Source organism: Microvirga sp. HBU67558, from assembly GCF_018069605.1.
GTDB lineage: Bacteria > Pseudomonadota > Alphaproteobacteria > Rhizobiales > Beijerinckiaceae > Microvirga > Microvirga terrae.
Genome location: NZ_JAGPUP010000556.1, coordinates 87,462 through 107,388, shown reverse-complemented (window position 1 = coordinate 107,388; position 19,927 = coordinate 87,462). Strand labels below are relative to the sequence as shown.

The 19,927-nt window shown below is 64.9% G+C and carries 18 protein-coding genes and 1 tRNA gene; 10 read left to right on the top strand and 9 right to left on the bottom strand.

Features of this window, described 5'->3' with window-relative positions; translation table 11 throughout:
* Positions 1-134 precede the first annotated feature (134 nt).
* On the bottom strand, positions 135-836 hold the full coding sequence (locus KBI52_RS27100; protein ID WP_210812321.1) for a metal-dependent hydrolase: 702 nt from the start codon (positions 834-836) through the stop codon (positions 135-137).
* A gap of 131 nt (positions 837-967) precedes the next feature.
* Between KBI52_RS27100 and KBI52_RS27095 the strand changes: the two genes are divergently transcribed.
* From KBI52_RS27095 to KBI52_RS27070, 6 genes are all read left to right on the top strand, one after another.
* Positions 968-2,233, top strand: coding sequence for an ABC transporter substrate-binding protein (locus KBI52_RS27095; RefSeq protein WP_173949200.1), 1,266 nt, complete (start codon positions 968-970; stop codon positions 2,231-2,233).
* A 2-nt stretch (positions 2,234-2,235) separates the two neighbouring features.
* The gene (locus tag KBI52_RS27090) at positions 2,236-3,207 is read left to right on the top strand and encodes a carbohydrate ABC transporter permease (protein ID WP_371823217.1); all 972 of its coding nucleotides are present in this window, start codon (positions 2,236-2,238) and stop codon (positions 3,205-3,207) included.
* Positions 3,204-4,028, top strand: coding sequence for a carbohydrate ABC transporter permease (locus KBI52_RS27085; protein WP_173949198.1), 825 nt, complete (start codon positions 3,204-3,206; stop codon positions 4,026-4,028). The genes KBI52_RS27090 and KBI52_RS27085 overlap by 4 nt, the downstream gene beginning before the upstream one ends.
* Before the next feature lie 18 nt (positions 4,029-4,046).
* Positions 4,047-5,183, top strand: a complete 1,137-nt coding sequence (locus KBI52_RS27080) for an ABC transporter ATP-binding protein (RefSeq protein ID WP_210812319.1) — start codon at positions 4,047-4,049, stop codon at positions 5,181-5,183.
* A gap of 64 nt (positions 5,184-5,247) precedes the next feature.
* The gene (ruvX, locus tag KBI52_RS27075) at positions 5,248-5,808 is read left to right on the top strand and encodes a Holliday junction resolvase RuvX (RefSeq protein ID WP_173949196.1); all 561 of its coding nucleotides are present in this window, start codon (positions 5,248-5,250) and stop codon (positions 5,806-5,808) included.
* A gap of 145 nt (positions 5,809-5,953) precedes the next feature.
* Positions 5,954-6,027, top strand: a tRNA-Gln gene (locus KBI52_RS27070).
* A gap of 779 nt (positions 6,028-6,806) precedes the next feature.
* Here the strand turns inward: KBI52_RS27070 and KBI52_RS27065 are convergent.
* Together KBI52_RS27065 and KBI52_RS27060 are read right to left on the bottom strand one after the other, a co-directional pair.
* Positions 6,807-7,439, bottom strand: coding sequence for a response regulator transcription factor (locus tag KBI52_RS27065; protein ID WP_173949195.1), 633 nt, complete (start codon positions 7,437-7,439; stop codon positions 6,807-6,809).
* A gap of 90 nt (positions 7,440-7,529) precedes the next feature.
* The gene (locus tag KBI52_RS27060) at positions 7,530-9,932 is read right to left on the bottom strand and encodes a PAS domain-containing protein (protein ID WP_210812318.1); all 2,403 of its coding nucleotides are present in this window, start codon (positions 9,930-9,932) and stop codon (positions 7,530-7,532) included.
* A gap of 426 nt (positions 9,933-10,358) precedes the next feature.
* Between KBI52_RS27060 and KBI52_RS27055 the strand changes: the two genes are divergently transcribed.
* Together KBI52_RS27055 and KBI52_RS27050 are read left to right on the top strand one after the other, a co-directional pair.
* Positions 10,359-10,721 carry a PepSY domain-containing protein gene (locus KBI52_RS27055; protein ID WP_173949193.1) on the top strand — a complete coding sequence of 121 codons (363 nt, stop codon included), beginning with the start codon at positions 10,359-10,361 and terminating at the stop codon, positions 10,719-10,721.
* A gap of 80 nt (positions 10,722-10,801) precedes the next feature.
* On the top strand, positions 10,802-11,851 hold the full coding sequence (locus tag KBI52_RS27050; RefSeq protein ID WP_247654677.1) for a YsnF/AvaK domain-containing protein: 1,050 nt from the start codon (positions 10,802-10,804) through the stop codon (positions 11,849-11,851).
* A 140-nt stretch (positions 11,852-11,991) separates the two neighbouring features.
* Here the strand turns inward: KBI52_RS27050 and KBI52_RS27045 are convergent, their stop codons facing one another.
* Complete coding sequence (locus tag KBI52_RS27045; protein ID WP_173949192.1) at positions 11,992-12,390, bottom strand: response regulator; 399 nt, start codon at positions 12,388-12,390, stop codon at positions 11,992-11,994.
* Positions 12,371-12,568 (bottom strand): hypothetical protein, encoded by a 198-nt coding sequence (locus KBI52_RS27040; protein ID WP_173949191.1) that lies wholly within the window; start codon positions 12,566-12,568, stop codon positions 12,371-12,373. Before KBI52_RS27040 ends, KBI52_RS27045 begins: the two co-directional genes overlap by 20 nt.
* A 473-nt stretch (positions 12,569-13,041) precedes the next feature.
* Between KBI52_RS27040 and KBI52_RS27035 the strand changes: the two genes are divergently transcribed.
* Together KBI52_RS27035 and KBI52_RS27030 are read left to right on the top strand one after the other, a co-directional pair.
* Positions 13,042-14,652: an amidohydrolase gene (locus KBI52_RS27035; RefSeq protein WP_247654676.1), complete on the top strand. Its 1,611-nt coding sequence runs from the start codon at positions 13,042-13,044 to the stop codon at positions 14,650-14,652.
* A 258-nt stretch (positions 14,653-14,910) separates the two neighbouring features.
* A complete protein-coding gene (locus KBI52_RS27030) occupies positions 14,911-15,135 on the top strand; it encodes a hypothetical protein (RefSeq protein ID WP_173949189.1) in 225 nt (74 codons plus the stop codon).
* A 30-nt stretch (positions 15,136-15,165) separates the two neighbouring features.
* On the opposite strand, the gene KBI52_RS27025 is transcribed toward KBI52_RS27030, so the two are convergent.
* From KBI52_RS27025 to KBI52_RS27010, 4 genes are all read right to left on the bottom strand, one after another.
* Positions 15,166-16,095: a sensor domain-containing diguanylate cyclase gene (locus KBI52_RS27025; protein WP_210812317.1), complete on the bottom strand. Its 930-nt coding sequence runs from the start codon at positions 16,093-16,095 to the stop codon at positions 15,166-15,168.
* 131 nt (positions 16,096-16,226) lie between these two features.
* On the bottom strand, positions 16,227-16,595 hold the full coding sequence (locus KBI52_RS27020; RefSeq protein WP_210812316.1) for a hypothetical protein: 369 nt from the start codon (positions 16,593-16,595) through the stop codon (positions 16,227-16,229).
* Positions 16,596-16,762: 167 nt separating this feature from the next.
* Positions 16,763-18,073: an HlyD family type I secretion periplasmic adaptor subunit gene (locus tag KBI52_RS27015; RefSeq protein WP_173949186.1), complete on the bottom strand. Its 1,311-nt coding sequence runs from the start codon at positions 18,071-18,073 to the stop codon at positions 16,763-16,765.
* 17 nt (positions 18,074-18,090) lie between these two features.
* Positions 18,091-19,818: a type I secretion system permease/ATPase gene (locus KBI52_RS27010; RefSeq protein ID WP_210812315.1), complete on the bottom strand. Its 1,728-nt coding sequence runs from the start codon at positions 19,816-19,818 to the stop codon at positions 18,091-18,093.
* Positions 19,819-19,927: the final 109 nt, after the last annotated feature.

Sequence of the window (19,927 nt, the reverse complement as noted above, 5' to 3'; positions counted from 1 at the left end):
GCGACGCTCCTGCGTCCCGCCACCCTCCGCCCGTCATGGCCGGCCCTGTGCCGGCCATCCCGATCAGAAAAGCGCCGCACCTCAAGCAAGCGGGATCACCGGGACAAGCCCGGTGATGACGTCGAGGGTAGACCTCACACCGTCACGCCTACCGTCTTGTGGGGCACCACGACCTGGATGCCCTTGCCGTCCAGGGCCACCACGAAGCGGTCCGCGTCGGGGACGAGCGGCGGGAAGGAGGCGTAATGGCAGGGGATGGCCGCCTTGGCGCCGCTGAAATAGCGCTCGACCGCGAGCGCCGCGACCTCCGGCCCCATGGTGAAGCGGTCGCCGATGGGCACGATCACAACGTCCGGCCTATGAATCTCGGCGATCAGGGCCATGTCGCCGAAGATGTCGGTATCACCCATGTGATAGACGGTCGGCTCACCGGGCGCCTTCACGATGATCCCGTTGGCGCTGCCGAGCGGGAAATTCACGTCCATTTCCACCAAGCCCGAGGAGTGGTCCGCCCGCACGAGGGTGACGGTAAAGCCGCCCTGGTCAGTCGTACCGCCCGTGTTCATGGGATCGAAGCTCTCGACGCCCTGCTTGGCGAGATACATGCAGAGCTCGAAATTGGTCACCACTTTAGCGCCGGTCGCCTTCGCGATATCGGCCGTATCTCCCACATGGTCTCCATGGCCGTGGGTGAGCAGGATGTGAGAGACGCCGTCGGTGATCTTCGCCCTGTCGCCTTCGAATGCCGGATTGCCGGTGAAGAACGGATCGATGAGCAGGGCCTTGCCGGCAAAGTCGAGACGGAAGGCGGAATGACCGAACCATGTGATTTTCATGAGAACACCCTCGTTTTCGGCAACATCAGATGGAGCGGAAGCGCTCCCTTGACCACGTTCGATAGGAACAAATCGGCCAGTGGGGCTTTAAGAAGCTAAGCAATAAACCTCAAGCCTGCAGGAGGATAGCCATGTCGCGCCTCATCGCCAGCCTCGCAGCCGCCGCAGGGCTTCTCGCCACTACCAGCGCCTGGGGGGTCGAGATCTCGATCTCATGCAGCGCGCTGGGCAAGGAATACGAGATCTGCAAGCAGGGCGTCGATGCCTGGGCGGCCAAGACCGGTAACACGGTCAAGATCGTCTCGACGCCCAACTCCGCGACGGAGCGTCTGGCACTCTTCCAGCAGCTCCTTGCGGCCGGCGCCGGCGACATCGACGTGTTCCAGATCGACGTGGTCTGGACGGGCACCCTGGGCAACCACCTGCTCGACCTGACCTCCAAGGGACAAGCCATCATCGGCGACCATCTTCCCGCCATGGTCGAGACGAGCCGCGTCGAGGGCAAGCTCATGGCCATACCCTGGTTTGCCGATGCCGGCCTGCTCTACTACCGCAAGGACCTTCTGGACAAATACAAGCGGCCCGTGCCGGAGACCTGGGCCGATCTCGGCGAGACGGCGCGCCTCATCCAGGAAGGCGAGCGCAAGGAGGGAAAAGCCGACTTCTGGGGCTACACCTGGCAGGGCCGCGCCTACGAGGGGCTGACGACCAATGCGCTGGAATGGGTCGCCTCCCATAACGGCGGAACCATCGTGGACGAGAAGGGCGAGGTCACCATTGAGAACCCGAAGGCCGCCGAGGCGCTGAAGGCGGCGGCGGGCTGGGTCGGAACGATTACGCCCGAAGGCGTTCTCAACTACACGGAGGAGGAAGCCCGCGGCATCTTCCAGGCCGGCAATGCAGCGTTCATGCGCAACTGGCCCTATGCTTGGGCACTGGCGCAGGGCGGCGACAGCACCATCAAGGACAAGGTCGGAATCGCACCCCTGCCGAAAGGGGGAGCCGACGGGCGCCACGCGGGTACTCTTGGCGGCCAACTTCTCGCCGTCTCGAAATACTCCAAGAACACGGATGCCGCGACGGATCTCGTGATGTATCTGACGAGCGAGGCTGAGCAGAAGCGCCGGGCGGTTGCAGGCTCCTTCAACCCGACCATCGTGTCGCTCTACAGTGACACGGACATCTCTAGGGCCAATCCGTTCATCGGCGACCTCGTGGACGTGTTCAGCAATGCGGTCGCGCGCCCCGCGACCGTGACGGGACAGAACTACAACAAGGTTTCAACCGAGTTCTTCAACGCCGTCCACCAGGTGCTGTCCAAGAAATCTGACCCCTCGCAGGCGCTCAACCGCCTCGACCGGGACCTCAAGCGGATCAAGCGCAACGGCTGGCAATGATCATGAGCGGTGCCGTCGCCGAGGCCAGCGCTCCCGGGCAGGTGATTGTCAAGGGACGCCGCTCCTCCCTCACGCGCTCGCGCATCAGGGCGGCCTGGCTCTTCGTCGCGCCGAGCCTGGTCGTGGTTGCGCTCATCGCGGGTTGGCCCCTGGCGCGGACGATCTGGTTCAGCTTCACAGATGCCAGCCTCAATTCGCTGAGCGAGTACGAGTTCATCGGCCTTGAGAACTACCTCGCCAACTACGACGGCGAGTGGTTCGGGATCCTGACCGAGCCTGACTGGTGGCATTCCGTCTGGAATACCCTCTGGTTCACACTGGTGTCCGTCTCCCTCGAAACAGTGCTCGGAATGGTGCTCGCGCTGATCCTGAACGCGGCCTTTCCGGGCCGCGGCCTCATGCGGGCCGTCATCCTCATTCCTTGGGCAATCCCGACCATCGTGTCGGCCAAGATGTGGAACTGGATGCTGCACGACCAGTTCGGCGTCATCAACGACCTCCTCCTGCGTATCGGCCTGATCGCCGCCCCGGTGCCATGGACGGCGAATGCCGACACGGCCTTGTGGGCCGCCGTCATGGTGGATGTCTGGAAGCACACCTCATTCATGGCCCTGCTCATTCTGGCCGCTCTTCAGATGTTGCCGCAGGACATCTACGAGGCCGCGAAAGTCGACGGCGTATCCCCCATCCGGGTCTTCTTCCGCGTGACCCTGCCGCTCATCAAGTCGGCGCTGCTCGTCGCGGTGATCTTCCGCTCTCTCGATGCCATGCGGGTGTTCGACCTGATCTACGTCCTGACGTCGAACGCCAAGGAAACGGCCTCCATGTCGGTCTATGCGCGCCAGCAGCTCGTGGACTTTCAGGAGGTGGGACTCGGCTCCGCCGCCGCGACCCTGATTTTCCTCATCATCGCCCTCGTCGTCGTGATCACGCTCGCGGCCGGGCGCGTGCGTCTCGGAGAGGATCCGCGATGAAGCTTCTCGCCCGGGCGGGCTTTTGGCTGCTCGTGATCGTCATCGCGCTTTTCGCGCTGTTCCCCTTCTATTACGCGATCATCTCGTCGTTTCGCTCTGGAAGCCAATTGTTCTCGGTGGCCTACTGGCCCGAGCGCCTCGACCTGACGAACTATGCGGCGGTGTTCGAGCGCCAGCCCTTCGGCCGCAACATCCTGAACTCCGTCATCGTGTCGGGCGCCGTTGTCGCCTTGTCGCTGGGTCTGGGGATCACGGCCGCCTATGCGTTCGGACGTATTGCGTTTCGCGGCCGCTCACTGCTGCTCATGACGATCCTCGCCGTCTCGATGTTCCCACAGGTGGCGGTGCTCGCCGGCATGTTCGAGCTGATCCGGGCTTTTGGCCTCTACAACACCTTGCCCGGCCTGATTCTGGCCAATCTCATGCTCACCCTGCCCTTCACGATCTGGGTGCTCACAACTTTCATGCGCGACCTGCCGAAGGAGATCGAGGAGGCGGCCTTCGTCGACGGCGCAACTCCGTGGATCGTCGTGCGGCGGGTGTTTCTGCCGCTCATGGCGCCGGCCGCCGTGACCACGGGTCTCCTCGCCTTCATCGTCTCGTGGAACGAGTTTCTCTTCGCCCTCACCTTCACGCTCACCAACGAGCGGCGCACGGTGCCGCCCGCCATCGCCCTCATGAGCGGATCGACGGCTTACGAGCTGCCCTGGGGCACCATCATGGCCGGGTCCGTGATCGTGACCATCCCGATCATCGCGCTCGTGCTCGTCTTCCAGCGCAAGATCGTGGCGGGACTGACGGCCGGTGCCGTGAAGGGTTAGTCCAAGGAAATACATGCAATGGCTGATGTCGTCCTCAAGAACGTGCAGAAATCCTTCGCCCGGGTGAAGGTCATCCACGGCATCGATCTCGACATCCGCGACGGCGAGTTCGTGGTCTTCGTCGGCCCGTCCGGCTGCGGGAAGTCGACCCTGCTCCGCCTCATCGCCGGTCTCGAGGACATCACGGCGGGCGAGCTCTTCATCGGAGGCGACCGCGTGAACGACCTCGTTCCGGCCAAGCGCGGGATCGCCATGGTGTTCCAATCCTACGCGCTCTATCCTCACATGACCGTCTACGACAACATGGCCTTCGGCCTGGAGCTGGCGAAATCCTCGAAAGCCGAGATCGACGCCAAGGTGCGCGAGGCCGCGCGCCTGCTCCAGATCGACTCGCTCCTCGACCGCAAACCGAGGCAGCTCTCCGGCGGTCAGCGCCAGCGTGTCGCCATCGGTCGCGCCATCGTGCGCGATCCGAAAGTGTTCCTCTTCGACGAGCCGCTCTCGAACCTCGACGCGGCGCTGCGCGTCCAGACCCGAATCGAGATCGCCAAGCTTCACACGGACACCCGTGCCACGATGATCTACGTGACGCACGACCAGGTGGAGGCCATGACTCTCGCCGATCGGATCGTGGTGCTCAATGCAGGCCGAATCGAGCAGGTGGGCACGCCGCTCGAGCTCTATCACCGCCCGGCCAACCTCTTCGTCGCCGGCTTCATCGGCTCGCCGCAGATGAACTTCATTCCCTGTCCGATCGCGGGCGTCGGACCGAACGAGGTGCTGGTCGCCCTGCCGAGCGGCGGCACTCTTGCGGTTCCGGCCGCACCGGAACGCGTCCAGCCGGGCGATAACGTCACGCTCGGGGTAAGGCCCGACCATGTGCGCGTGAGTGCTCAGGGTTCGTTCACGGGGCGGGTCGAGCTGGTGGAGCAACTGGGCGAGAACCATCTTCTCTATGTGGATGTCGGCCAGGGCCGCCGCCTGACATTGCGCGAGCCGGGCGACGCGCGTCACTCGGTCGGCGCGATGGTAGGTCTCGAACTTGACCGGGAATCCTGCCATCTGTTCACGAAATCGGGAGACGCCTTGCGGTCCGGCGCCGATACCGCAAGTCCTGCCCCATCATCTCCCGGTCCCGCAAGCCGCGCAGCCTGATCTCGACGCGGAGCGACTTCCCCTGTACTGGCTGGATCCGGCAGGTTCGACGAGGAGGCAACCCATGATCTCACGCGACGACGAACTGGTCGCCTTCATTGACGGACTGGCGCCACGGGCCCGCCTCATGGGCCTTGATCTGGGCACCAAGACTATCGGTCTCGCCCTCTCCGACGTGGAGCGGCGGATCGCGACGCCTCTCGAGACGATCAAGCGGGTGAAGTTCACCCCAGATGTGGGGCGCATCAAGGATCTCGCCGCGCGCTATGAGGTTGGTGGCCTCGTCTTCGGCCTGCCGCTCAACATGGACGGCACGGAGGGCCCCCGCTCCCAGGCCACCCGCGCCTTCGTTCGCAACCTGAAGCCCCTCCTGCCCCTGCCGGTCCTGTTCTGGGACGAGCGGATGTCCACCATGGTGGTGACCCGCACCCTCCTGGACGCAGACGCCTCCCGGGCCAAGCGGGCCGACGCGGTCGACAAGATGGCCGCCGCCTACATCCTTCAAGGGGCCCTGGACCGGTACGAGCGCATCGCCGCCGACGCCGAGGCGGCGGAGGACGAGGCCCGGCTCAGATCGGAGCTCGACCTGAACGCTCCGCCGGAAGGCGGGTCGCTGGACACATAGGGGGTTCGCGAGCGGGGCCCGATTTGAAGGCTTGACGACGCGTCAAAAGCCCCCTATCTCAGCGCCAACCGCGACGCCGGTTCCGGATCCCGCCTGACATGCTGAGACACGCTCCAGACAGGTCAAAGGATCCCCGTGGCTTCGATGGGGGATAGTTTAATGGTAGAACAGCGGACTCTGACTCCGTTAGTCTTGGTTCGAATCCAGGTCCCCCAGCCAGCTCTTCTTTCAAGCAATTAGCGGCTTTTGCTCCCATCCAGGTTTGAAGCTTGTGTCTCCGGCTCTCCGGCTGCTTTTCCACTAGGGTTCCAGGTTCGAACCCTCGCGGCGGGACGACGCGGGCCGGCGTATCCTCGACTAGATCGACCCGGCCACGGCCGTTCAGGACGCTGCCGAGAACGTCTCGTCCGAACGGAGCAAACGGCGATAGTGGCCTGCGAGAGCTTGGCGGGAAAGCTCCGCATCCGGCGAGCGGTGCTCCCTGCTGACAGTGGCCCCGGCTTCCAGGCGGCAACCTGCCACGTCAGAACCGATCCTTCGCCGACTCAACCGACGGTCCTGCGGATACGGTCGATCGGCTCGTGGACCTCGGTAGTTCCTGATCCCGCCTCAGGTTTTCCTAAAACCGCGCAGTTCCAGGATTATCCTCTACCGCTGGCTCGGCGAGGAACCATCCGCCCAAGTCATCGGCGTCGCCTCCGCCGCACCGGCGGAATGATACCAGCACGATCATGAAGAGCGACGGCCTTCGGGGGTAAGATCAACCTCGAGATCCTCGCTCGGTTTCAGCCGCACGAGAACCACGCTCCCGCAGTGGTTCATGGCCCCTCGCCCGACGGTCAACAGCAACGCGCAATACGTCGGGAACCCGCATCCCGGGATACAGGGTGGCCACCGCATATGATGGCGCGATCATCCTTCAACCTGTGTCGTGTCGCAACCGAGGAGCAACCTGACGCGCCCGGGAATGATCCCTGAATTTGCTTCGGGCATGTCGCCTACGGTTCGACGAGCTTGTTGCGGATCGCGTAGCGCACCAGGGTGGCGGTGGATTTGACATTGACTTTGCGCATGGCCGCAGCACGGTGGCTTTCCACCGTCTTGAGGTTGACCCCCAGAATCTGCGCCACCTCCTTGTTGCTGTGGCCCTCGGCGATCAGCTGGACCACGCTTCGTTCCCGCGTGGTCAGGGTGCTGTCGACCGCGTGGCCGTGCGCCAGATAGGCGTTCAGGAGCGTCTCTGAGATCTTTCCCGTAAAGAATGGTTTGTGATGGGAGAGCGACTCCACCGCTGCGATCAGGAACTTGCGGGCGTCGGACTTGAGCAGGTATCCCCGCGCGCCGGCCTGGAGCAGCTCCCTCAGCAGGGGCTCGCTCTCATGCATGGTGAAGATCAGCACCTCGGTCTGGCGCTGGAAAGCGCGGATCTCGCGCGTGGCGTCGACGCCGTTGAGAAGCGGGAGCTGATAATCGAGGATGGCCACGTCCGGCTGCGTCTCGGCAGCAAGCTGTACGGCCTGCCGCCCGTTCTCGGCCTCGGCCACCACCTCCCAGCCCGGTTGAGCGCTCAGGATCGTGTGGAGCCCGGAACGGACCACGTCATGGTCGTCGGCGATCAGGATACGCACCATGGCTCCGCTCTCCTCCGCACATTCCCCCATAGCGCGAAACCACGACTGCGGCACTCGGGAAAAACCCCGAACGGCGTGCGGGAAAGTACCCTATTCTCCCGCCTGTCGTGCCGGGTGGGCCGGACCTGCCTCCTGCGAGGCGTTGCAGCCGATGTTCCAGCCCTCATGTGGGATGAAGGCCCGTACGATCGTACCCTGTCGGCTGCTCCGGATGCGCAGACTGCCGCCGAACTGGTGCAGCCGGATCCGCATGCCGGGAATGCCGACCCCGAGGGTCTGATGGCCGGAGGGCGACGGTCGGCGCATGCCACGCCCGTCGTCGCCGATGCACAGGATCACGCCACCGGACGTCAGGCGCAGCGCGACGACGACCCGGCTGGCCCCGGCATGGCGATGCACATTGGTCAGAGCCTCCTGGGCGATGCGCAGCAGGGTCCGTTGGAGGTCGAGCGGAAGGCCGTCGATCCGCTCGGCAATCCGCACCGAGACGGGAAGCGCCGTTCGGTCGGAGAAGCCGTCCGTGAACGAGCGCACGGCGCCCGCCAATCCCTCGGTCTCCAGCTCGCGGGGATGCAGCAGGTACGTGAAGACCCGGAGCTCCTTCAGAGCGGATTCGAGGGAGCGGTCGATCTCGTCGATGATCCGCTTGCCGGCCGAGCGCTCGATGAAGGGGTCGACCCGCATGAGGTGCAGGCCCGCGGCCACCAGGTGTTGCGCCGTGGAATCGTGCAGCTCGGCCGCGATGCGCTGGCGCTCCTCCTCCTGGAGCGTGAGCAGCCGCTCCGACATCTCACCCATGGCCACCCGCGCATCGATCACGTCGGTGATGTCTTCGTGAGCCACGATGATCCGGACCTTCCCACCTGCCAAGAAGCGGTTCGCCCAGAGTTGAAACCAGCGTTGGCCATCGGGAGAATTGCAGCGGTAAACGGTGTGGAACCGGCTTTCGGCGCCCGCGACCAGAGCTTCCATGCCCCTGAGGATCGGCTCCTCGGCTGCACAGGCGGCGAGATAGCTCGCTCCGATCCCGTGCGCCGGGTCGCCGAACCCGTTGTCGCGGGCGAACCGCCGCCAAGCTGCGTTGACCGCGATGATCGTGCCCCCCTCGTCAAGGAAGGCGACGTGCGCCGAGAGCGCATCGAGCGACGATTGCAGGAGTTCGCGCTCCTCTCGGATGGTCAGAAGGGCCGCGTTGCGCTCCGTCACGTCGCTGAAGAAGACGCTGGCACCCTCGGGCGAAGGATAGACTCTGTAATCGATGGTGCGGCCCGGATGATAGACGGACGGCAGCTCGCCTCGGAATTCCCGTCGGTGCTCAATGGCCTGCTCCAAGGCGGCATCGATCGCCGGATCGTGCCCCACGAGTGCGAAGTAGGACCATCCCGCTGCCGTACTCCGCGGGAGCCCCCACCAACGCATGGCTGCCGCGTTCACTTTGGTGATCCGATAGCTGCGGTCGAGGGTGAAATGGCAGTCGCTCACGCTTTCAAGGATCGCATTGAGGCGAGCGTTCGCCGCAGCAAGCTCGCCTCGCGTCGCCGCAGCATCAGCCCAGAGAGCATCGACCGGGCCGACACGGCGCATCAGCATGGTAGCCGAAGCGATTCCGAACAGGAGCAGCACGGACCCGGCCAGTGCGATTCGGTGAAGGGCCTGCCGAACCGGACCCTCTGCAAGGCCGGCCGGGGCGAGCGCCAGAGCGGTATAGCCGGACACGCCCGACCGGGAAAAGGCCCCGATCATCCGATGGTCGCCGGTGCCGGCCGTGAAATGTCCGTCATGCTCCTGGTCCGACAGCCGGTCGATGAAGTCCGGCGGCAGCGCCGGCCCCGCCAGTGGCTGGAGCCTGCGGTCCAGAATGAGCGTTCGCCAGCCGTCGGCAACGACTGCATCCTGCGCAGCCGCGGCGAGATGCTCTTCGGGCACCACCAGCGTGAGCGCGCGTTCGGGGCGACCTTGGGGATGGTCGAGCCACAGGCTCACGGCGACCATCCACCGCCCGTCGAGTGGGCTCCGGAGCCGCTCTGACAGGACGAGCCCGGCCTGCCTCAGCCGAGCCATTCGCTCCTCAGCCCTCGGCATGTCGGGTAGGGAGGGCAGCGCCCCGCCGATGGGAACCACCGTATTGATCAGTTGGCCCCGTGCCGTCCAGAGGACGAAGCGGGAGCCCTCCGGGCGCGGCGTCGCGACCAGTTGGCGTCGGAAGGACGCGAGATCGTCCGCCTCGAGCAGCGGTGATCGCGACAGCCCCCTGAGCGTATTGCCGAGGGCTTGGGTCTCGCGGTCCACCATGACGGCGGCTGCGGCTGCGGCCGTGAGCCCCCGGTGGATCAGGTCATGCCGCTCATGCTGGGCCTGCCAGAGCAGGACGGCGGCGGCGATCAGGAATGACAGCAGCGCCGTCCCAGTGACGGCTCCGTTCACCCAATGCGCGATCCGCTGCGACCGCGGCACGAGCTGCGCATGCAGTCCGATGGGGCTCACGTCATGCATGACACGCCTCCCGGCCGAATCGACGACGAGGCCCTCAGCCCGATCCGCCGCCGCATTCGGCCGGAACGTTAACATGGGTTAAACCCGGAATGAACTCCCAGCTAGTTTGATACGGAACCCGGGACATACCCTGAGCCTCGGAACAGCAAGCGCCGCACTCGGACTGATCGTCCGAGGGTTGCATCGGGCGGCACTGTGGCAGCACCGGTCACGATCGGCCAGACCGGAGTGGCATCGTCCGTCCCTCCACGCCGCCGGAAACCGAACGGCGTTGGCATGCGCGAAATAACGTAACCGTCATCCTGTGAGGCATGAGCGGCGGTGCACATCGGCCTCATGAGGAGGAACTCCACGAGCTTGGCACTCGGAACTGTCGCCGTGATCGCACATTGAGAAGCTACGCGCTTACAACACTGGAGAAGAACCTTGATCCGTCTCGGCTTCGCAACACTCGCCGTCCTGTCGGCCCTGGCCACGGGTGCCGTTGCCCAATCCACGAACTCTCAAAGCTCTGGATCCTCGGCCGCGCAGCCGATGAACAGCAACGACTCCTCCAATCCCGCCGTAACCCACAAGCCCGCCGACAGCCCGCAGACCACCGGCGCCGTCGAGCCGGGTGCCAACAGCTTCACGGAAGCACAGGCGCGCTCCCGTCTTGAGGCGCAAGGCTTCAGCAACGTCACCGAGCTGCGCAAGGACGATCAGGGCATCTGGCGCGGCAAGGCGCAACGTGACGGCAAGTCCGCGAGTGTCGCCATCGACTACAAGGGCACCGTGCAGGCGCAGTAAGCGCGTGCCCATCCGACTTTTGTGACGCCACCCGGCCGGCTGCTGGCTGACGGGATCCTTTCTGAAGAAGTGGAACAGACATGACCAATAAGACCATCACGGCGTTTTTTGACAGCTACGAGGATGCCTCCGAGGCCGTCCGCCGCCTGGAAGCGGCAGGCGTTTCGCACCGCGATATCAGCCTCGTCGCCAGCAACGACGGTGATCGTTATTCATCGCACGCCAGCCGGACCTTCGACGGCACGAACCATCATGACGACGACGTCAGCGACGGTGCTGGTACGGGCGCTACCGTGGGTACGCTCGCGGGCGGCGGCGCAGGGCTTCTCGCCGGCCTCGGCATGCTGGCCATTCCGGGGCTCGGCCCCGTGGTGGCCGCCGGATGGCTGGTCTCCACGCTGGTGGGCGCCGGAGCCGGGGCAGCCGTGGGCGGCATCGCGGGTGCGCTGGTCGATGCCGGTGTCGACGAGAACGACGCTCATGCCTATGCCGAGGGCATCCGGCGCGGCGGCGCCCTGGTGACGGTGCGCGCCTCTGAGGCCGAGGTGGAGCGGATCGTCGACATTCTCGACGATGAGGGCACGGTGGATTTCGACGAGCGCGAGACCACTTGGCGCTCTGAAGGCTGGACCGGAGCCGGCGCCTCGACGACGGGCACGACCTCTGCGGTATCCACCACCGGGCTGACGGACCGCGCCGCGTCCGCCGGGCGGGAGATGGACGAGGTGATCCCGGTTGCCGAGGAGGAGTTGCACGTCGGCAAGCGTGAGGTGAACCGCGGCCGCGTCCGCCTGCACTCGCGCGTGATCGAGCGGCCCGTGCAGGAGCAGGTCACCCTGCGCGAGGAGCGCGTCGACGTGGAGCGCCGCCCGGTCTCGGGCACGACTCAGGCCGGAGCCAGCGGTGGCGACCTGTTCCAGGAGCGCACGATCGAGGTCGAGGAACGCGGGGAAGAGGCCGTCGTCTCGAAGGAGGCGCGCGTGGTCGAGGAGGTCGTCGTGCGCAAGGAGGCAGAGCAGCGCACCGAGACGGTTTCCGACACCGTGCGCAAGACCGAGGTCGACGTAGAGGACGACCGCAACATCCGTGGCACCGGCACCACCGGCCTGCCCGGCGACCGCAAGCTCTGACGAGACATGCAGAAGCCCGGCCTTCAGGCCGGGCTTCTCCTGCCGATCCTCTCAACCGGCGCTGATCCGCAGTCGGGATGAGAAGGGACCACCACCATGGCCGGTGCCCTCTCCGTCCCGCTGGTTAGAACGTGGCCGCGTCACGTCACCGGTGGCTGGGGGTCGTTGATAGCCTTTTCCGCTTGGACCAGCACATCAAGGCCACGCCACGGCTTGGGCATGAAGGTCACACAATCCGGCAGATCATTCTCCTGTGCATCCGGATCACCGGAGGTGAGCACGATCCGGATCGTCGGCCAGAGCTTGCATGTGGCCCTGGCGAGTTGAACGCCGTCCATCTCTCCCGGCAGGCGCACATCGGCGAACATCATCGCCACCTCGCCGCCACGCTCCTGGAGGCATTGCAGGGCTGCCTCTGCGCTTTCGACCTCTACAACATCAAGGGGTGTCTCATCCAGCAGCACGGCCGCGAGAGCCCGGACGTCAGGATCATCCTCGACAATCAATGCGAGATGAGGTTCAGGCTGTAGAGCGGTCATGATCAGCCTCGCTGGTTTCCATCTGGCGCAGGATTGAGACGAGCGCGTCCGGGATCGGGGCATCGAGCACATCCCGGTAGGTCTCGGTGTAGCCCCGCCCGATGATCAAGGCGGCGACGTGTGGATGAAGGTCGTTGACATGGGGCAGACGCGCGTCGCCTTCAGCGTCGTGGGACATCGGCTCACTCCTCGGGTTCTGATATCTTGGTGTCGTTTCCGGGCACGAATTGCTCCCGAGTAACATGTGTTAATGAGGTGAACCGCTGATCCAGCGATGGGTTTCAGCGTGGCTGCAAGAGCTACGTTAAATAGTCCCCTCCCCGGCTCTCCCGACTGTAAGGCGTTGGTTCTCCGCTGTGCGACGGAAACCATGTGCAGACGAAGATCGTCGACTTTAAACAAGATGAAGAAATCATGCTGCGCTCTGCATTGTTGACCAGTCGGGCATCGTAGAGCGCGAACGGATTTCTGCGATGTTGCTCCGCAACATTGATCGCTACACGGGAATTCCAGAAAAGTTCCATGTTAAGCCATGTCATTATTCTATGGCTGGGTTACCAACAGCAGTGACGCTGAGACGCTCCCGATCTGATCGGATGATCCCCGCGGGGCCTGATTTGCCTGCCCCATCCGAAGACTCGGGAGGATTTCATGAAGCATCGTTTGCTACCCAGTGTCTTGCTCACGGCCCTTCTCACGACAGCAGCGCCCGTCATGGCCCAAACGGCGGGGCCGAGCGCCGCTGTCGTCGAACGTATCGCAGAGTTGAAGAAGCAGGCGATCCAAGGCGTCGAGTCACGAGCCAAGCTCGCTCAGGAGATGAACGATTCCATCTTCAGCTTCGGTGAACTCGCGTTCCAAGAGTTCGAAACCTCTAAGTACATCACGGAGATACTCGAGAAGAACGGCTTCACCATCAAACGAGATGTGGCGGGCCTTCCCACCGGCTGGGTCGCGACATGGGGCTCGGGAGGTCCCGTGATCGCGCTCGGCAGCGATATCGACTGTATTCCGAAGGCGTCTCAGAAACCGGGCGTCGCATACCGCGAGCCCATGATCGAAGGAGCGCCGGGGCACGGCGAGGGTCACAATTCCGGCCAGGCGCTCAACGTGGTCGCGGCGCTCGCGCTGAAGGACATCATGGAGCGGGAGAAGATCCCTGGAACGATCATGCTCTGGCCGGGCGTCGCCGAGGAGCTTCTCGGCGGCAAGGCCTACATGGTTCGCGACGGCGTGTTCAACGGGGTCGATGCGGTGCTCTTCACCCATGTCGGCAACAACCTTCAGACCGCCTGGGGACAGGCGAACGGCACCGGAATGGTGTCGGTCGAGTACAAGTTCAGCGGCGAGTCGGCCCACTCGGCACAGGCGCCATGGCGCGGTCGCAGCGCTCTCGACGGGGTCGAGCTCATGAATGTCGCGTGGAACATGCGCCGGGAGCATTTGCGGCCAGAGCAGAGGTCCCACTACGTGATTCCCGACGGTGGCGATCAGCCGAATGTCGTCCCGTCGGTGGCCAGCGTCTGGTACTTCATCCGCGAGCAGGACTTCGAGAACATCCGCAAGAACTTCGAGATCGCCAACACCATTTCGGAAGCCGCGGCGAAAATGACGGACACCACCGTGACGCGGCAGGTCATCGGCACGGCCGCGCCCCGCCACTTCAACAAGCCGATCGCGGAGGCCGCCTACGCCAACATCCAGCAGGTCGGCATGCCCCAATGGACGGAGGACGAGCAGGCCTTCGCCAGGGCGGTGCAGCGCACGGTCAAGGGCAAGGAGGAAGGGCTCGCCACCACGGTGAAGAAGTTCGAGCCCCCGGCCGACAAGCCGGAGAGCGGCGGTTCGGACGATATCGGCGACATCTCCTGGACCGTGCCGACGATCACGCTGAATTATCCGGCGAACATCCCGAACCTGCCGGGACATCACTGGTCGAACGCCATGTCCATGGCAACCCCGATCGCCCATAAGGGGGTCGTCGCCGGTGCGAAGGTGATTGCCATGACGGGCATCGACCTGCTGTCGCGGCCGGAGCTTCTGGTGCAGGCCAAGGACTACTTCACCAGCGAGCAGCAGAAGAACCAGAAATACGTCTCGATGATCTCAGCGGAGGACAAGCCTCAGGTGCAGATCAACGCGGACGTCATGGCGCGCTACCGGCCCGAGATGAAGAAGTACTACTACGACCCGTCCAAGCACGCGACGTATCTCGATCAGCTGGGGATCAAGTTCCCGGTGCTGGAGAAGCCGAAGAACTGAGGCACCTCCTGGCTCCGCAAGTCTCTTACGCGAGTTCATGATGCAGCGGGCGGCGGCTCCTGGACGCCGCCCTCCCTGTTGACCCACGCTGATCATGATGGAGGCGTCTGCGTAAATCGCGGCTCATACGAAAGAGGAACGTTTCACGTATGCCATGTCGAGAGCAACCTATCCAACCTTACGGTCGGAACGCTGACCGGAGTTCCTGTCCTGGCGCAGGACGTTGCTCCCGCCAACGCCGAAACCGTCAAGTGCGTCATGCGGCTGATCACGGCATCGTTCGCGGCGGAAGGCAGCAAGCGGACCTACGAACGCGGATCGACGGATTCCAACATGCCGATGAGCCTCGGCATCCCGTCCCTGACGATCCCTCGGGTCGGCGCGTCAGCGCGCGCGCACTCACTCGACGAACGGATCGACACGGAGCCGGAAAGCAATCACGGCGTGAAGAAGACGGTTCTGGCTGTTGCAGGAGCGCAGTGACGGCGATCGGGCCGGTCGCATGCCGTCCGGTCATCGATCCCGGGCTTGCGGGTCGGCCGAGGGTGGGGCAAGGGTTCCGGCCTCCAGGCCGATCCGCGTGCAGTTCCGTCCTTCCGCCTTTGCGGCATAAACGGCCCGGTCAGCCCGATAGAGGATCGTGCTTCTATCGTCGTGCGGCAGGGCCTCGGTTAGGCCGGCGCTGAAGGCGACGGGCCGGCGTGTCGCCTGATCGGGCAGCATGGCCGGCGCGAAGCCCGACCTGATCCCGTCGAGAAGCCGGGCGGCATCGTTGAGGCGGGCGTCCGACACCAGCAGCAGGAATTCCTCGCCGCCGATCCGTCCGAGATAATCTCCGGGCCGAAGCTTCTCGCGGAAGACCTGCGCGAAGTGGCGGAGAACGGCGTCGCCGGCTTCGTGGCCATAGGTGTCGTTGACTTGCTTGAACTGATCGATGTCGATGATCGCGGCGCACAGGCCGGCGCCGGAGAGCCTGCCGGCCGAAAGCGCCTCGTCAAGAAGTTCGAGAATGTAGCGCCGGTTCGGCAGGCCGGTGAGCAGATCCGTCCTGGAGGCCAGGAGAGCCGCCTCGTGGGCTTGGCGCAGGGACTTCTCGCTATGTTTCAGGGCGGACACATCGGTCCCCACCGTCATGACCCACCCGTTCGGAAGCACCGTGTGCTCGATCCAGAACCAGCGGCCGTCGAGGAGATCCGTCTCGAACGACTTCCGGCGCGAGGACCTGCGTCGGGGCAACGTCCTGGCGATCAGAGCCTCCACGTCGCCATCGTCGATCCTGACGCCAAGTCCGTTCACGGCACCGTACCGGAGGATGTCGGTGAAGGTGAAAGGACCCTCGTAGCCCTTCAGGAACATGCCCCGGTAAGTCGCGTTGGCATAGCGGAGGTTGTCCTCGTCATCGTAGATGGACACGGCCTGGCCGGCGTCCGCAAGCGCCTCCATAATACTCCGCAGCGTTTCGTCGTCGGGATCTGAAGGGAACGAGGGCATCCGAAGAGCGGGAGTTCCGGGCTGATTTTCGGTCTTCTACTTGGATTTTCCGGTCCAAGTCACTCCGCGACCATAAGGGAGCCCTACGTGCCTGGCAAGTTGGGCCCGAATGGGCGTGATTTCTCTGGGAGCCCGCCTGATCCTGTCTCACGGTCGGAATTCGCCGCGCCTGCTGCGTGGGACGGCGTTCGAATGGAGGCTGCCGCAGTCCATTCAACAGGCGCGCCCCTGCCCCCCGTCCCGAACCAGCCCAAGTCGTTCAGGTAATCGCAGGACACGATCAGCAGGATGAACGTTCCTCCGAGCTTGATCAGGTTGAGGGAACGCTCAAGACCATTGAGCTTGTCCTCCAGCATGTTCATTCTGATCTGAAGCTGAAGGAGCTGGACGAAGGGCGTCGTGTCCAATCGTCCCACGCCAAGCCCGACGTCCCCAGTGCCGCCCTCGTCCATCGTGTGTCTCCCGATGTTGTTGTGGGAGGCGGTCTCGCCCGCCCCTGATCAAGCGGCATCGTCATCGATGCCGCCCGACCGTCTCGGCAGATCCCGGCGGCCTTGAGCGCGAGGCGTCGGGTTGCCCCGACGCCGGAACGGAGTCTTCCGAGCCGTGCCTTCGAGGATCACTCCTCCCGGAAGGCTCGTTGGAGATTATCGGCCAGGGGTTTGGTGAGATAGGAGAAGACCGTGCGGTAGCCCGTCTGGATGAATCCTTCGACAGGCATGCCCGGCAGGAGCTTCGCCGTTCCGAGGCGCTCGTACTCGGTGTCCGGGATCGCGATCCTGACCGGGTAGTGGGAGATCCCACTGCGCTCGTCCGTCACCAGGTCGGCGGCAATCCTCGTGACATGCCCCTTGATCTCCGGCGTCGTGCGCTGGTTGAAGGCCGACAGCCGGAGCACCGTGTCGAGCCCCTGCCGGAGCTGATCGATGTCCTGCGGGGCGACCTTGACCTCGATCGACAGTTCGTCGCCCTCCGGCATCACGAGCATCAGGGTGTCGCCAGGGCCGATCACGCCGCCCACCGTGTGCACGGCCAGTTGGTGCACGATGCCGTTCTGAGGTGCGCGGATGTCGATGCGCTTCAGCTGATCCTCGGCCGCAACCTTGCGCTCCACGAACTCGGCGATCTTGGCCTGCACCTCCCGCAGTTCCGTGGAGACCTCGCTGCGCAGGTCCTGGTCGATCTGCAGGATCTGGAGCTCGGTCTCGCTGATCTTTCCCTTGGCCTGCGCCACCGTCGAGATCAACTGCCCGCGCTCGCCACGCAGCCGCGTCTCCTCACGCTTGAGTGAGGTCACGCGGGTGATCGGCACCAAGTTCTTCTTCCACAATTCCTGGACGCCGGTCAGCTCGGATGCGATCAGGTCGATCTCGTCCGCCTTGGCCGAAGCCTGCAGCTTGGTGCCGTCGATCTGTTCGGCCAGCTGCGCGACCCGCTCCCGCAGCTGCGACCTCTGGCCTGCGCGCGCCTCGCGCCGGCTGTCGAACAGCCGTCGTTCACCGCTCATCAGGTCGGCCACGTCTGGCTGATGGGCGCGCGAGACGAGATCCTCCGAGAAGCGGACCGCCTCGGCCCCGTCCCGCTCGGCCTCGAGCCGGGCCTTGCGGGCGACCATCTCGTCGATGCTCTTGGCGACCATCGCGAGGTTCGCGCGCGCCACCGTTTCGTCGAGACGGATGACCACGTCCCCGGCCCGGACCCGGTCTCCATCGCGAGCCAGAATCTCGCCGACCACACCGCCGGTCGGGTGCTGGACCTTCTTCACATGGCTGTCCACGACCACGGTGCCGGGGGCCACGACGGCTCCGGACAGTTCGGTCGTCCAGGCCCAGCCGCCCAGACCGCCGACCAGGAGGGCGACACCTCCCAGTGCGAGCCTGGTATGATGACGGATGGACCGGCGGGCCGTCGAATTCATGGTGCTGCTCATGACGCTGCTCCCAGGGTTCACGCGGACCTGGCCGCGTTGGGTTGGTGGACGGCGCCGGTCGGAACCGGACGCAGGACGCTGCTGAGAACCTCCTCCTTGGGGCCGAACTTTCGCACCATGCCCTCATCGAGCACGAGGATGTGGTCGACGCCAGCAAGGGCGCTGGGGCGGTGCGCGATGACCACGACGATCCCGCCCCGTTCGCGCACCCCCTGGATCGCCCGGGTCAGAGCGTGCTCGCCGTCATTGTCGAGATTGGAGTTCGGCTCGTCGAGGACCACGAGGAACGGGTCGCCGTAGAGCGCCCGGGCCAGGCCGATGCGCTGGCGCTGCCCGCCGGAGAGCGCGGCTCCGCCCTCCCCGACCTGTGTCTCATATCCTTGCGGCAGGCGCAGGATCATCTCGTGCACATTGGCATCCTGGGCCGCGCGCACCACGTCCTCCGGCTTCGGGTCGGCCTGGAAGCGCGCGATGTTCTGGGCTACCGTTCCGGCGAACAGCTCGACGTCCTGCGGCAGGTAGCCGATGTGCTGGCCGAGGTCCTCCGCCAGCCACTGCTCGAGCGCGGCCCCGTCGAGGCGCACCTTCCCGCGCCAGGCCGGCCACACGCCAACCAGCATGCGGGCGAGCGAGGACTTGCCGGAGGCGCTCGGACCGATGATCCCAAGGCCCATGCCGGCCTTCAATTCGAACGAAACATCCTGCACGGCGAAGCGCTGCCCCTTGGGCGCACCCGATCCCGCGTTCTCCACTGACAGCGAGGCGCGGGGCGCCGGGAGCGCGAGCGGCCGCGTCTGCGTGCGGTCGTCCGCAAGGGCGACGCGCAGCCGCGACCAGCCCTGGCGGGCCGACACGAAGCCCTTCCAGTTCGCGATCGCGAGTTCGACCGGTGCCAGCGCACGCGAGACCAGGATCGACGAGGCGATCATGATGCCGCCCGTCGCTTGGTTGTTGATGACGAGATAGGCGCCGACACCGAGCACGCCCGATTGCAGGGCCATGCGCATCACCTTCGAGAAGGCCCCGAACCCGCCGGAGACGTCCGAGGCGGTCTGCTGGTGGGCCAGATACTGGGCGTTCGCCTGCCCCCACATCAGTCCGAGCCGACCGGCCATGCCCATCGCCTGCACCACCTCGGCGTTGCGGCGCGCACCGTCCCCGATGCCGTTGCGCAAGGAGGCCGCGCCGACAGCTGCCTTCGTGGCCTTGCGGGTCAGCACATCCGTCATGACCGTGATCGCCACCAGAACAGACGCACCTCCCACCGTGACCCAGCCGAGCAGCGGATGGAACGCGAAGCAGATGAAGAGGTAGAGCGGGATCCACGGCAGGTCGAACAGGGCCGAGGGACCGCCTCCAGCAAGGAAAGCGCGAATCTGATCGAGGTCACGCAGCGGCTGCTGGACATCCCCTTCACCCTTGTCCCGCAGGGGGGCCAAGACCTGACCGCGAAAGACGCGCTGGCTTAGATCCTCGTCAACGGCTGCGCCGAGGCGGGCGAAGATGCGGCCGCGGAGCATGTCGAACAGTCCCTGGAACAGGAACAGGGCCAGGATGATGGCCGACAGCCCGAGCAGCGTCGGGATGCTTCGGCTCGGCAGGACCCGGTCGTAGACCTCCATCATGTAGAGGGACCCGGAGAGATAGAGAATGTTGATCAGGCCGCTGAGAAGGGCGATCCCCAGCAGGGCGCCACGGCAGGAAGCCATCAGGTTGATGCGGCTTTTGGCGGATGAAAGGGACATGGCCGTTTCCTCAGAAGAGAAGAAGGATGAAACCGGATGCCGCCAGGGGGTCGGCGACATCCGGGTTCAGGTTCCCGCCGGGAGGATTGGGGGAAATTCTCCCGGCGGG